A 14,075-nucleotide genomic window follows, 5' to 3' on the forward strand; every position below is an offset into this window, starting at 1 on the left:
TTTTTATTTTAAAAACAACATGTTGTTTTTTCGTTGTAGGGAAATGTCATCCAAATCGGCGTCAGGTGCCTTGAGCCTTCGCTACAATAACGTAAAGTAGTCGTTAACGCAGGGTTGCGCAGGATTAGGGAACATCCGGGAAGGATGACAAATCTCAGGGAACGCACAGGGCGTGCAATGAGTGCCAGGATAAACGCAAAAGGAAGTGACCCTTTCGCACCGGAATAGGCGGCAGGCACATCGGATGGTGAAGTATCGGCAATTTGGATGCCCGCAGGAAGCGCGCTCGGGAAGAGCGGATGCGAATGGATTGCGCCATGGACGATTTTTCTTTCAGGATGAAGGACGTAGTGGCAAGGAATGCGGTTATAGCAGAGGGAAAAACCGGGATGTTGCATGTACGCAAGGAGCGCGTAACAGGAATACCCTTCGCGAGAAGGTGCGAAATAGGCGGCAGGTTTAACCTGCCGCCTTTTTTCTTTGTCCGCTTTCTGCTAGATTCCGCCGCAATTCTATACTGAATCTACATACCTAAGAGCACACGCTATGAACCAGCCATCAAAAGCACCTCGCGGCAGCGCGGCGAAGTCAAAAACGAAAAAGAAAAGCCGTATGGAGCTCGATCAGGAAGCGCGCGAGCGCAAACGCCTGAAAAAGCGCCGTGGCCTTGCTTCCGGTTCGCGCACCCAGGTCGAGTCCGGCAGCCAGAAAAACAAATCGGCGGCGGCAGCCAAAGACCCGCGTATTGGCAGTAAAGTGCCGGTTGCGCTGGTGGTCGACGAGACCAAAGTGAAGGCCAAACCGCAGCCGAAACCAAAGGCCGAAGCGAAACCGCGCCTGTCGCCGGAAGAAGAGCTGGCGAAGCTGGAAAATGACGAGCGCCTGAACGCGCTGCTGGATCGCATCGACGACGGTGAAACGCTGAACGCGGAAGAGCAAGCGTATGTCGACAAGACGCTGGATCGCATCGATGTGCTGATGGACGTGCTGGGCATCGAGCTGGGCGAAGACGACGACGAAGAAGAAGAAAAGCAGGAAGATATTCTGAAGCTGCTGAAAGGCGGCAATCCGAAAGACGCCTTTTAACGCGCTATGTGGCTAATCCCGACAATAGCCCTACTCTTGATGTGTTATCTGCTGTGGTTATTCGGTAAACTATGGCGGCTGTCTAAGCGCAAAGCGCGTTTTCGCAGCGCTTCCGTGGCCAGACAGCGCAGACAACCGCCCCTCTCCCGGCCCGGTAGAAAAAGATATCGGAAGGAGTGAGCATGTCAGAGCAGACGATTGTCTGGGATTTGGCCCTGATCCAAAAATATAACTACTCAGGGCCGCGTTATACCTCATACCCCACGGCGCTGGAGTTTAACCAGCGCTACGACGAAGCGGCGTTTCAACGCGCCGCTGCGCGCTACCCTGAGCGGCCGCTGTCGCTGTACGTGCATATCCCTTTCTGCCATAAGCTGTGCTACTTCTGCGGCTGCAACAAGCTGGTGACGCGCCAGACGCACAAGGCCGACGAATACCTGAACGTTTTGGCGCAAGAGATCGCCAGCCGTGCGCCGCTGTTCGCCGGCCGTAAGGTCGGCCAGATGCACTGGGGCGGCGGTACGCCGACCTACCTGGATAAAGCGCAAATCAGCCGGCTGGTGGCGTTGCTGCGCGAACACTTTGATTTCCTGCCCGATGCGGAGATGTCGATCGAGGTCGATCCGCGTGAGATAGAGCTGGATGTGCTCGATCATTTACGCGCCGAAGGCTTTAACCGTCTGAGCATGGGGGTGCAGGATTTTAACAAGCAGGTGCAGCAGCTGGTTAACCGCGAGCAGGACGAGGCCTTTATCTTTGCCCTGATAGAGAGGGCCAAAGCGCTGGGCTTCCGCTCGACCAATATCGATCTGATCTACGGCCTGCCGAAACAGACGCCGGAAAGCTTCGCTTTCACGCTGCAGCGGGTGGCTGAGCTGAATCCCGATCGCCTCAGCGTGTTCAACTACGCGCATATGCCGAACTTGTTCGCCGCCCAGCGCAAAATCAAAGACGCCGACCTGCCGGGCGCGCAGCAGAAGCTGGATATCCTGCAGCAGAGCATCGCTTTCCTGACCGGCGCCGGCTATCAGTTCATCGGCATGGATCACTTTGCGCGCCCGGACGACGAGCTGGCGATTGCGCAACGCGAAGGCAAGCTGCATCGAAATTTCCAGGGCTATACCACCCAGGGCGACAGCGATCTGCTGGGGCTGGGCGTGTCGGCCATCAGCATGCTTGGCGACAGCTATGCGCAGAACCAGAAAGAGCTGAAGCGTTACTATGACAGCGTACAGGCGCAGGGTAATGCGCTGTGGCGCGGGCTGGCGCTGACGGACGACGATTGCCTGCGGCGCGATCTGATCAAAACCCTGATCTGCAATTTCCGGTTGGCGTATCCGCCGCTCGAACGGCAATACGGCATCGACTTTACCGCTTACTTCGCCGAAGACCTGCAGCTGCTGGCGCCGTTTGAACGCGATGGGCTGGTGGAGCGGGACGAGCAGGGCATCCGCGTCACGCCGCGCGGGCGCTTGCTGATCCGCAATATCTGCATGTGTTTTGACCGCTATCTGCGGCAACAGGCGCGCAGCCAGCAATTCTCACGGGTGATCTGAGGATGAAAAAACAGCCGCTGATGCGGCTGTTTTTTTAACTGAAGAAGTTAATCAGCGCGGCGCACAACACCGCGGCAACCGCCGCCTGCGGGGTGTGGCTGGCGGCGGAGCCCAGCTCCGCGCCCTGAGAAATGAATACGATGAATGAGTCCAGCATCGTCAACCTCCAGAGTGTGCGACACGATCATACTGCGCCCGCACCGGCTGTAAAGTCTGCGGTTGGCGTTTTTTTGTGCGCCGGACTGCGTTTTTCATCATCCATCCCCGTTCCTATTCCATGCCCAGCTCTTTAAGCTTGCGGGTCAGAGTATTTCGCCCCCAGCCCAGCAGGCGCGCGGCTTCCTGTTTGTGCCCCTGGGTGTGGCGCAGCGCGGTGGTGAGCAGCGTGCGCTCCATTTCCGGCTGTGCTTCCGAAAGCAGGTTTTGATGACCGGAACGCAGCGCGCGATCGGCCCACTGTGCCAGCAGCGTGGCCCAGCTGTCCGGCAGACTGTGGCTGGGGCTCTCCGGCGCGGCGGTTTCGAACAGTTCGCTCGGCAGATCCTGAATCAGCACCTCTTGCCCGGCGGCCATCACCGTCAGCCAGCGGCAGGTGTTCTCCAGCTGGCGCACGTTGCCCGGCCAGGGCAGGCGGGTCAGCGCGGTTTCGGTTTCCGGGTGCAGGTTTTTGGCTTCGACGCCTAACTCTTTGGCGGCGATCTGCAGGAAGTGGCGCGCCAGCCGCGGGATGTCTTCACGGCGCTCGCGCAGCGGCGGCAGGTGTACGCGGATCACGTTCAAGCGGTGGAACAGATCCTCGCGGAACTTGCCTTCCTGCACCCGCAGCTCCAGGTTCTGGTGCGTGGCGGCGATGATGCGTACGTCGACCTTCACCGGCGCATAGCCGCCGACCCGGTAGAACTGGCCGTCCGCCAGCACCCGCAGCAGGCGCGTTTGCACGTCGAGCGGCATATCGCCGATCTCGTCGAGGAACAGCGTGCCGCCGTCGGCCTGTTCAAAGCGCCCCTGACGGATTTGGTTCGCGCCGGTGAAGGCGCCTTTCTCGTGGCCGAACAGCTCGGACTCGATCAGGTCCTTGGGGATGGCGGCCATGTTCAGGGCGATGAACGGCGACTTGGCGCGCGGGCTGTGGCGGTGCAGCGCATGCGCCACCAGCTCTTTGCCGGTGCCGGATTCGCCGTTGATCAATACGCTGATCGATGAACGCGACAGCCGGCCGATGATGCGAAACACGTCCTGCATCGCCGGCGCCTCGCCGATGATGTCCGCTGCCGGATCGCTGGCCGGCTGGCTGCGCACCGGCTGCTGCTGCTCCTGATAATGGCTGATGGCGCGCTCGACCAGCGCCACCGCTTCGTCGATGTCGAACGGTTTCGGCAGGTAGTCGAAGGCCCCTTGCTGATAGGCGCTGACGGCGGCGTCCAAATCCGAATGCGCGGTCATGATGATCACCGGCAACATCGGGTGGCGCTGTTTGATCTGCTTGAGCAGCGCCAGGCCGTCTATACCCGGCATGCGGATATCGGACAGCAGCACGTCGGGGGTTTGCGTGGCCAAGGCTTCCAGCACGTCATTGCCGCCTTCGTAGGTGGCGCAGCTCAGGCCCGCACCGGTGAGCGCGCGCTCAAGCACCCAGCGGATGGAGCTATCGTCATCGACGATCCAGACTATCCCTCGTTGCATAGCAAACCTCACTGACGAATGGGCAGGTAGACCGAGAATTCGGTATGACCTGGCCAACTGTTGAATTCAATTTTTCCGCAATGCTGATCGATAAGATTGCGGGCGATGGATAATCCCAGGCCGGTACCGCCCTCACGGCCGCTGACCATCGGGTAGAACAGCGTGTCCTGCAGCTGCGCCGGCACGCCGGGGCCGTCGTCTTCGACGTCGATGCGCGCCGCCAGGCGGTAGCGGGTGCCGTGCAACGTAATCTGAAACGCGGTGCGGGTGCGCAGCGTGATGGTGCCGCCCGCCTCGCCCAGCGCCTGCAGCGCATTGCGGGTGATGTTCAGCAGCACCTGTTCAATCTGATCCGGGTCGTGGGCCATTTCCGGCAGGCTCGGATCGTAGTCGCGCACCAGCGTGACGTTATCCGGCATTTCCAGCGACACCAGCTGGCAGACGCGCTCCGCGACCTGATGAATGCTCTGGGTGATGTGCTGGCCGGGCCGCTGTGGGCCGAGTAGGCGATCCACCAGATTGCGCAGCCGATCGGCCTGCTCAATGATCACCTTGGTGTATTCGGTCAGCGCCGGATCGGGCAGCGCCTTGGCCAACAGCTGCGCCGCGCCGCGCAGGCCGCCCAGCGGATTTTTAATCTCGTGCGCCAAACCGCGCACCAGATCGCGGGCCGCCACCTGTTGGGCATGCTGCAGCTGTTCCTGGCTCAGGCGGCGCTGATTGTCCATCGGCGCCAGCTCGACCAGGATATAGCCTTCCGGCAGCGCCTGAGCGGTCAGGGAAAGGATGTGCGCACGGCCGTCGACCACCAGGGTCACTTCGTTGTCGGTGAAGCCCTGACCGGCGCGCAGGCTTTCGCGCATCAATGAGACGTTCAGCGAAAAATAACCGAGCAAATCGGGCAGCGGCGTGCCGAACAGCTTGCGGGAGCTTTGCGCCAGCAGCTGCTGTGCCGCCGGGTTGGCGTAGTGAACCGCCAGTGAGTCATCCAACAGCAGGATGCTGTTGATGAGTGAATTGAGGATCTGCCCAGCATCGGGCAGCTTGCCAGTTGCCATACAGCAGACTCCTGCACCTTTTTAGTGCATCTATCCTACTCCATCCGGGATCGGCGCGGTATGGAATAGTTTTGCAGAAAATACGGTGGAGAAAAAAACCCATCCGAAGATGGGCTGAAAGTTTCCACGGCAACAAAAAAGCGATAACAAAAATGTGGGCGCCGTCCGCCTGTGCAGACGGCGCGGGTAGGGCTTAGACGCTGTAGTACAGTTCGAACTCAACCGGGTGTGGCGTCATGCGAACGCGGTCCATCTCTTCTTTGCGCAGTTCGATGTAGGCATCGATCGCATCGTCGGTGAACACGCCGCCGCGGGTCAGGAACTCGCGGTCTTCGTTCAGTGCGGCCATCGCCTCGTCCAGCGAACCGGCCACTTTTGGGATCTCGGCTTCTTCTTCCGGCGGCAGGTCGTACAGGTTTTTGTCCATGGCGTCGCCAGGGTGGATCTTGTTGATGATGCCGTCCAGGCCGGCCATCAGCAGCGCGGCGAAGCACAGGTATGGGTTAGCCGCCGGATCCGGGAAGCGGGCTTCGATGCGGCGCGCTTTCGGGCTGGCGACCACCGGGATACGGATGGACGCGGAACGGTTACGGGCGGAGTAAGCCAGCATCACCGGCGCTTCGTAGCCCGGCACCAGACGTTTGTACGAGTTGGTGGTCGGGTTGGCCAACGCGTTGATCGCCTTGGCATGCTTGATGATGCCGCCAATGTAGAACAGCGCGGTTTCAGACAGGCCGCCGTATTTGTCGCCGGCGAACAGGTTGGTGCCGTTCTTGGACAGCGACATGTGGCAGTGCATGCCGGAACCGTTGTCGCCGAACATTGGCTTCGGCATGAAGGTCGCGGTTTTACCGAAGGCGTGCGCCACGTTGTGCACCACGTATTTGTAGATTTGAATTTCGTCGGCTTTCTTGGTCATGGTGTTGAAGCGGGTTGCCACTTCGTTCTGACCGGCGGTTGCCACTTCGTGGTGGTGCGCTTCAACCACCAGGCCCATCTCTTCCATGGTCAGACACATGGTGGAACGCAGATCCTGCGAAGAGTCGACCGGTGGAACCGGGAAGTAACCGCCTTTCACCGCCGGACGGTGGCCTTTGTTGCCGCCGTCGTATTTTGTGCCGGAGTTCCAGGCGCCTTCGATGTCGTCGATGGCCACGTGGGACCCGCGGATGCTGCTGCCGAAGCGGATGTCGTCGAACAGGAAGAACTCAGGCTCTGGCCCGAACAGCACGGTATCCGCGATGCCGGAGGAGCGCAGGAAGTCTTCGGCGCGTTTGGAGATTGAGCGCGGGTCGCGATCGTAGCCTTGCATGGTGCCCGGCTCGAGAATGTCGCAGCGAATGATCAGCGTAGGTTCTTCGAAGAACGGATCCAGAACCGCCGTGCTGGCGTCCGGCATCAGCACCATGTCAGATTCGTTGATGCCCTTCCAACCACCGATAGAGGAGCCGTCAAACATTTTACCTTCTTCGAAGAAGTCGGCGTTTACCTGGTGAGCCGGGATAGTCACGTGCTGTTCCTTACCCTTGGTGTCAGTGAAACGCAGGTCTACGAATTTCACTTCATGCTCATTCAGCATCGTCAAAACGTGTTCAGCGGACATACTTAACTCTCCCGGTTTATCATTGTCGTCGTCGTGGAACGAATCTGTGGAACTGGCTTTTTTCGCCTTGAAAAGACTAAAGCGAAAAGCGTGCCAACTTTTAGAAAAGGCTTTTATCGCCTCTCTGCGCGGGTTTTACTCAGCCACAGTATGCACCATCAACGATAAATTGCACTGTTATGGTGCAATAAGGGTGGGCGTGGGCACCGAAATGGTGCAAAAGTGCAACGATTGCGGCTTTTTGCACCGTGAAAGGGATCACAAACTGACCGGTACGCGGTTGTTTATAAGAGATGGTTGTGATCTTGTTTAGTCCCTCGCTTAATACGTGTACAATAGCGCGCTATTTCTAATGCCCGAGGCAAAGCTGTGATCGAAAATTTGCGTAACATCGCCATTATTGCCCACGTTGACCATGGTAAAACCACCCTGGTTGACAAGCTGCTGCAACAATCCGGTACTTTCGGAGAGCGTGCGGAAGCGACCGAACGCGTAATGGACTCCAACGATTTGGAGAAAGAGCGTGGGATTACCATCCTCGCAAAAAACACCGCCATTAATTGGAACGGTTACCGTATCAACATCGTGGATACCCCAGGACACGCCGACTTCGGCGGCGAGGTAGAGCGCGTGATGTCGATGGTTGACTCGGTGCTGCTGGTTGTGGATGCAATGGATGGCCCTATGCCGCAAACCCGCTTCGTGACCAAGAAGGCGTTCGCCAACGGTCTGAAGCCGATCGTGGTCATCAACAAGGTTGACCGTCCTGGCGCGCGCCCTGACTGGGTTGTGGATCAGGTGTTCGACCTGTTCGTGAACCTCGACGCGACCGACGAGCAGCTCGACTTCCCGATCATCTACGCTTCTGCGCTGAACGGCATCGCCGGCGTCGACCACACCGATATGGCGGAAGACATGACCCCGCTGTATCAGGCGATCGTCGACCACGTGTCTGCGCCGCAGGTTGAGCTGGAAGCGCCATTCCAGATGCAGATCTCCCAGTTGGACTACAACAACTACCTGGGCGTTATCGGCATCGGCCGCATCAAGCGCGGTAAAGTGAAGCCGAACCAGCAGGTCACCATCATCGACAGCGAAGGTAAAACTCGCAACGGTAAAGTGGGCAAAGTGCTGGGTCACCTGGGTCTGGAGCGTATCGACAGCACCCTGGCGGAAGCGGGCGACATCATCGCCATCACCGGCCTGGGCGAACTGAACATCTCCGACACCATCTGCGACACCAACGCCGTAGAAGCGCTGCCGGCGCTGTCCGTCGACGAACCAACCGTAACCATGTTCTTCAACGTCAACACCTCGCCGTTCTGCGGTAAAGAAGGCAAGTACGTGACGTCGCGTCAGATCCTTGACCGTCTGAACAAAGAGCTGGTGCACAACGTGGCGCTGCGCGTTGAAGAAACCGACGATGCGGACGCCTTCCGCGTATCCGGTCGTGGCGAACTGCACCTGTCGGTGCTGATCGAGAACATGCGTCGTGAAGGTTTCGAGCTGGCGGTTTCCCGTCCGAAAGTTATCTTCCGCGAAATCGATGGCCGCAAGCAGGAGCCATTCGAGAACGTAACGCTGGATATCGAAGAGCAGCATCAGGGCTCCGTGATGCAGGCGATGGGTGAGCGTAAAGCCGACCTGAAAAACATGGATCCGGACGGTAAGGGCCGCGTGCGTCTCGACTACGTGATCCCAAGCCGCGGTCTGATCGGCTTCCGTAACGAATTCATGACCATGACTTCGGGTACCGGCCTGCTGTACTCCACCTTCAGCCACTACGACGACGTGCGTCCGGGCGAAGTGGGCCAGCGTCAGAACGGCGTGCTGATCTCCAACGGCCAGGGCAAAGCGGTAGCGTTCGCGCTGTTCGGCCTGCAGGATCGCGGCAAGCTGTTCCTGGGCCACGGTGCTGAAGTGTATGAAGGCCAGATCATCGGTATTCACTCACGCTCTAACGACCTGACCGTAAACTGCCTGACCGGTAAGAAGCTGACCAACATGCGTGCTTCCGGTACTGACGAAGCGACTACCCTGGTTCCGGCCATCAAAATGACCCTGGAGCAAGCTCTGGAGTTCATCGATGACGACGAACTGGTAGAAGTGACGCCAACCTCGATCCGTATCCGTAAGCGTCACCTGACGGAAAACGATCGTAAGCGTGCCAGCCGCGGTCCTAAAGACGCTTAATCGCTGATTGAGTGTCTCATGCTTAGGGCGCGGTTCTCGCGCCCTGAGTTTTTTCCTCTGTTGTTCCCCGTTTGTGCGGCGCGCTATGCGCTTTTCCGTTCGCTCTCTGTTCAGCTGTTCCTTTTCCCGCTACAGTGAAATCTCACCGGCCCATCAGGAGAGGACTATGCTGTATATCTTTGATTTAGGTAATGTGATCGTCGATATCGATTTCAAGCGTGTGCTGGGCGTGTGGAGCAATTTGAGCGGCACGCCGTTGGCGGTGCTGTCCGATCGTTTCGCCATGGGTGAGGTGTTCCAGCAACATGAGCGCGGTGAAATTAGCGACGAAGACTTCGCCGGCAAGCTGTGTGATGAAATGGGCATTGCGCTCAGCTTCGAGCAATTCGCCACCGGCTGGCAGGCGGTATTCGTCGCGCTGCGCCCGGAAGTGATCGACATCATGCAGCGTCTGCGCAACGAGGGTCACCGGGTGGTGGTGCTGTCGAACACCAACCGTCTGCACTGCAACTACTGGCCGCAGCACTATCCTGAAGTGGCCGCCGCCGCCGATCATCTCTATCTGTCGCAAGATCTCGGCATGCGCAAGCCGGAGGCTGATATCTATCAACATGTGCTGGCTGCGGAAAACACCGCCGCCGCCGACGCGGTGTTCTTCGACGATCACCCGGCGAACGTCCTCGCCGCGCAGGCGCTGGGGATCAAGACGGTGCACGTCACCGATCGCGACGTGGTGCCGGCCTATTTTGCCCAATGAGCGCAGGGCGCGTTAAGCTTAAGGCGTATCAACGGACATCAAGGAGTGACCATGTCGTTTTTCCGCCGCAAGACGCTGCCCTCTGCGATTAAGCCCGGCGTCACCTTCGGACGGTTGCTGTACCAGCGTATCGATCACGATGGCCTGACGATGTTGGCGGGCCATCTCGCCTACGTTTCCCTGCTGTCGCTGGTGCCGCTGGTCACCGTGGTGTTCGCCCTGTTCGCCGCTTTCCCGATGTTTTCCGACATCAGCGAGCAGCTGAAGAGCTTCATTTTTTCCAATTTCGTGCCGGCCGCCGGCAACGTCATACAGAACTACCTGGAACAGTTCGTCGCCAACTCCAACAAGATGACCGCCGTCGGCACCTGCGGGCTGATTGTCACCGCGCTGTTGCTGATCTCCTCGGTGGACAGCGTGCTGAACACCATCTGGCGCAGCAAGAACAAACGGCCGATCGTCTTCTCCTTCGCCGTGTACTGGATGGTGCTGACGCTGGGGCCGCTGCTGGTGGGCGCCAGCATGGCCATCAGTTCGTACCTGCTGTCGCTCAACTGGCTGGCGCAGACCGGCGTCAACGGCCTGGTGGATCAGGTGCTGCGCATCTTTCCGCTGATTTTGTCGTGCACCTCCTTCTGGCTGCTGTATTGCATCGTGCCGACGGTGCGCGTGCCGCCCAAAGACGCGCTGATTGGCGCGGTGGTGGCCGGATTGCTGTTCGAACTGGGCAAGAAGGGATTCGCGCTGTACGTCACCATGTTCCCCTCCTATCAGCTGATTTACGGCGTGCTGGCGGTGATCCCGATTTTATTCCTGTGGGTCTACTGGAGCTGGTGTATCGTGTTACTCGGCGCGGAAATCACCGTGACCATCGGCGAATACCGCGACTACCGCCGGCAGAAGGCGGAGCAACAGGAACCAAAACCAGAAGGGCAGCAGGAATGATTGCGTTGATTCAACGGGTGTTAAACGCCAGCGTCACGGTGGGTGGCGAGACGGTAGGCAAAATCGGCCCCGGTTTGTTAGTGTTATTGGGCGTGGAGCAGGGCGATAACGAGCAAAAAGCGCAGCGCCTGTGCGAACGTGTGTTGGGATACCGTATTTTCGGCGACGAGAACGACAAGATGAATCTCAACGTCCAGCAGGCCGGGGGCAGCGTGCTGGTCGTCTCGCAGTTCACCCTGGCGGCGGACACCCAGAAGGGCATGCGGCCCAGCTTCTCGCGCGGCGCCGCGCCGCAGGAAGCCGATAGGTTGTATCAATATTTTGTTGGCCAGTGCCGCGAACGCGGCGTAGAGACCCAGACCGGCGAGTTCGCCGCCGACATGCAGGTGGCGCTGGTCAACGATGGTCCGGTGACATTCTGGCTACAGGTCTAAGCATTCGGAGAACAGGCGTTTATGTATCACCTACGAGTACCCGTAACAGAACAAGAACTGAAGGAGTATTACCAGTTTCGCTGGGAAATGCTGCGCAAGCCGCTGCACCAGCCGGTGGGTTCGGAAAAGGATGCCTATGACGCCATGGCCCATCACCAAATGGTGGTGGACGAGGCCGGTAAAATCGTCGCCATCGGGCGGCTGTACATCAATGCCGACAACGAGGCGGCGATCCGGTTTCTGGCGGTAGATCCGACGCTGCAGGATAAAGGGCTGGGGACGTTGGTGGCGATGACGTTGGAGTCCGTCGCGCGGCAGGAAGGCGTGAAGCGGGTGGTGTGCAGCGCCCGTGAAGACGCGGTGGATTTCTTCGCCAAACTGGGCTTCGTCAATCAGGGCGAGATCACCGCGCCGCAGACCACCCCGATCCGTCACTTCTTGATGATCAAACCGGTAGCGACGCTGGACGATATCCTGCATCGCCCCGACTGGTGCGGCCAATTGCAGCAGGCCTGGTATGAACACATCCCGCTGAGCGAAAAGATGGGCGTGCGCATCAGCCAATACACCGGCCAGCGCTTCGTCACCACCATGCCGGAGATCGGCAACCAAAATCCGCACCATACGCTGTTTGCCGGCAGCCTGTTCTCACTGGCGACGCTGACCGCCTGGGGGCTGATTTGGCTGCTGCTGCGCGAGCGCCATCTGGGCGGCACCATCATTCTGGCGGACGCGCACATTCGCTACAGCAAACCGATCACCGGCAGGCCGCGGGCGGTGGCGGATCTCGGCTCGCTGAGCGGCGATTTGGCGCGTCTGGCGCGCGGCCGCCGCGCGCGCGTACACGCCGAAGTGCATCTGTTCGGCGACGAGGATAAAGGCGCGGTGTTCGAAGGCACCTACATGGTGTTGCCGGCCGAGCCGGATGTGCCGTTGGATCAGGGCGGTTCTGAAGCGCTGGAAGAGTAAGGCGGCGGCCCTGCCCTGAAGGCGGGCCGCGCAGTGCATTACGGCAGTTGTTGGTTCACCGCTTGGCCGTCGCCGGCGGTGGCCTGCAGATTGCCCTTCAACGAGGCTTTGAACGGCCCGTCGCTGTTCAGCAGCCCTTTCAACTGCAGCTCAAGGTTGCCGTCGCCCGTCAGCGGCACCGGCTGCCATCCCCATTGCTGCAAAGTGTTGATCGGTACCGATCGGCCGTGCAAAGTCAGCTGGAACGGCTTGCCCGGCAGCTGATCGACGGTCGCTTTGGCCTCAAGCAACCCATTAGGCATAAAGGCGCTGAGCTCGGTGACATTGATCTGATTGGCGTCGGCATTCAGCGCCAGCGAAGGGCGCCGCACGTCTATCTTGTTAAAGGTCGCTTCGCTGCCGTTCAGGTTCAGCGAGCCGGACCAGATGCCCCATTGGCGATCGCGCGCCAGCAGCAGATTGCTGCCGTAGCCGTCCAGCGCGGTGATCTGGAATGGGAACGCCGGGTTGATATCGATGATCAGATTGCGGTTGGTGGTCAGTTTGGTGACATACACCTCCGCCAGCCAGTCCGGCAGCGGTTTTAGCCACAGTTCACGCCAGTCGATCGGCAGGGTGTACTCCAGTGCCGCTATGGCCACTTCATCCAGCTGCAGGCGTTTGCCGGCGCGCAGCCAGTTGCCGGAGGTGCGTAGCAGCCCGCCTTCCCAGCGGGTGGTGAATTGCTGAATGGCGATGCCGGCGGAAGAGAGCCGCAGGGTGGCGATCGGGTCGATCAGGTGGAAACTGCCGTTGATCACGTCGCCGGCGTTGACGTTGAGCGAGCCGTCTTCGCTGCGCCAGTCGCCTTTTTCGATGCTGACGTTTTGCAGCGACAGATCGAGATCGTTAAACGCCCATGCCTTGCCTTCCAGGCGCGCGTCGATCAAATCGAAACGCTTGAGGGTGACCGGCGGCAGCGTGGTAAAGCGCTGCATGAATTCCGCCAGCGTTAACGGGGTCTGCATGCGCACGCCGCTCAGCCGCAGGCGATCCACCTGCCAACTGCCGTCGGCGGCGCGGCTGGCCACGCCGGTCAGGTCGCCCTGCGCCAGATCGGCGCCGAAGTTGTTCAACAGCAGCAGGCCCTGTTTTTGCTCCCCTTGCACCAACACCTTCGAGGCGGGAATGCCGTTCAGCGTCATCGAACCGGCGCTGAACTGGAACTGGTTGTTGTCCCCCAACAGATGGCCGGCCAGCGGGCGCCACGGCGTGATGCCGGCAGTGACCTGCTGCGCGTTGAGCTGCCACTTGCTATCGTTGGACTGCAACGCCATGTTGCTCAGCTGCAGCACGTCGGCCTGTACAGGCAGCGCCGCCGCCTGCGGCTGCACGTTCAACGTGCCGTCGCGCAGCGTGACGCTGTGGAAATAGCGCGGTTCGGTGATTTGGCGCAGGCTGAGGCCGAGATCGACGCGGTTGGCGACCAGCGCCTGCGGCTGGCCGTTGCGCGCCAGCTGCACGTCTTCCAGAGCGATCTGGTCCGGCTGGCTCCACGAATGGGTGATTTTTCCTATCGACAGGCGGTATTCACTGTTGTCGCTGATCCAGGCGCTCAGGCGGCCTGCCGCCCAGCGAGTTTGCCCCACCAGGTACAGTACCACCACCGCCAACACGATCAGCAGCAGCAACGTCAGCAACAGCTTTCCGATAAATTTCATCGTCTACATCCGCATCGGTCAAAAAAGATACCCTGTTTATGCCGCAATTGGCCGGGCATCTCAAGGGCAATGGTCTGATAGACAATAAAAA

At 59.6% G+C, this 14,075-nt stretch carries 12 protein-coding genes; 7 read left to right on the forward strand and 5 right to left on the reverse strand.

Annotated elements, in window-relative coordinates; translation table 11 throughout:
- Positions 1-546: 546 nt before the first annotated feature.
- Both yihI and hemN read left to right on the forward strand, forming a co-directional pair.
- Entirely contained in the window at positions 547-1,086 is a 540-nt protein-coding gene (gene yihI, locus GF111_RS13140; RefSeq protein WP_071890410.1) for a Der GTPase-activating protein YihI, read from the forward strand.
- Positions 1,087-1,268: 182 nt separating this feature from the next.
- Complete coding sequence (gene hemN / locus GF111_RS13145) at positions 1,269-2,642, forward strand: oxygen-independent coproporphyrinogen III oxidase (RefSeq protein ID WP_060434733.1); 1,374 nt, start codon at positions 1,269-1,271, stop codon at positions 2,640-2,642.
- Between the two features lie 34 nt (positions 2,643-2,676).
- Here hemN and GF111_RS13150 read toward each other — a convergent pair whose 3' ends face one another.
- The 4 genes from GF111_RS13150 to glnA form a co-directional block, all read right to left on the reverse strand.
- Positions 2,677-2,799: a YshB family small membrane protein gene (locus GF111_RS13150; protein WP_015379453.1), complete on the reverse strand. Its 123-nt coding sequence runs from the start codon at positions 2,797-2,799 to the stop codon at positions 2,677-2,679.
- A 113-nt stretch (positions 2,800-2,912) separates the two neighbouring features.
- Complete coding sequence (gene glnG, locus GF111_RS13155) at positions 2,913-4,325, reverse strand: nitrogen regulation protein NR(I) (RefSeq protein ID WP_047729595.1); 1,413 nt, start codon at positions 4,323-4,325, stop codon at positions 2,913-2,915.
- 8 nt (positions 4,326-4,333) lie between these two features.
- Entirely contained in the window at positions 4,334-5,383 is a 1,050-nt protein-coding gene (glnL, locus tag GF111_RS13160) for a nitrogen regulation protein NR(II) (RefSeq protein WP_004931246.1), read from the reverse strand.
- A 193-nt stretch (positions 5,384-5,576) separates the two neighbouring features.
- Positions 5,577-6,986: a glutamate--ammonia ligase gene (gene glnA / locus GF111_RS13165; protein WP_025304715.1), complete on the reverse strand. Its 1,410-nt coding sequence runs from the start codon at positions 6,984-6,986 to the stop codon at positions 5,577-5,579.
- 369 nt (positions 6,987-7,355) lie between these two features.
- On the opposite strand from glnA, the gene typA reads away from it, so the two are divergent.
- The 5 genes from typA (at position 7,356) to fabY (ending at position 12,284) form a co-directional block, all read left to right on the forward strand.
- Positions 7,356-9,179: a ribosome-dependent GTPase TypA gene (typA, locus tag GF111_RS13170; RefSeq protein ID WP_004931243.1), complete on the forward strand. Its 1,824-nt coding sequence runs from the start codon at positions 7,356-7,358 to the stop codon at positions 9,177-9,179.
- Between the two features lie 166 nt (positions 9,180-9,345).
- Entirely contained in the window at positions 9,346-9,936 is a 591-nt protein-coding gene (gene yihX, locus GF111_RS13175) for a glucose-1-phosphatase (protein WP_004931242.1), read from the forward strand.
- A 51-nt stretch (positions 9,937-9,987) separates the two neighbouring features.
- A complete protein-coding gene (locus GF111_RS13180; RefSeq protein WP_147190291.1) occupies positions 9,988-10,881 on the forward strand; it encodes a virulence factor BrkB family protein in 894 nt (297 codons plus the stop codon).
- Positions 10,878-11,315, forward strand: a complete 438-nt coding sequence (dtd, locus tag GF111_RS13185) for a D-aminoacyl-tRNA deacylase (protein ID WP_025304712.1) — start codon at positions 10,878-10,880, stop codon at positions 11,313-11,315. The genes GF111_RS13180 and dtd overlap by 4 nt, the downstream gene beginning before the upstream one ends.
- Before the next feature lie 21 nt (positions 11,316-11,336).
- On the forward strand, positions 11,337-12,284 hold the full coding sequence (gene fabY, locus GF111_RS13190; RefSeq protein ID WP_004931235.1) for a fatty acid biosynthesis protein FabY: 948 nt from the start codon (positions 11,337-11,339) through the stop codon (positions 12,282-12,284).
- A 38-nt stretch (positions 12,285-12,322) separates the two neighbouring features.
- Here the strand turns inward: fabY and GF111_RS13195 are convergent, their stop codons facing one another.
- Complete coding sequence (locus GF111_RS13195; protein WP_147190293.1) at positions 12,323-13,984, reverse strand: AsmA family protein; 1,662 nt, start codon at positions 13,982-13,984, stop codon at positions 12,323-12,325.
- Between the last annotated feature and the right edge of the window lie 91 nt (positions 13,985-14,075).

Origin of the sequence: Serratia sp. HRI, from assembly GCF_010119335.3 — a bacterium.
Lineage (GTDB): Bacteria > Pseudomonadota > Gammaproteobacteria > Enterobacterales > Enterobacteriaceae > Serratia > Serratia nevei.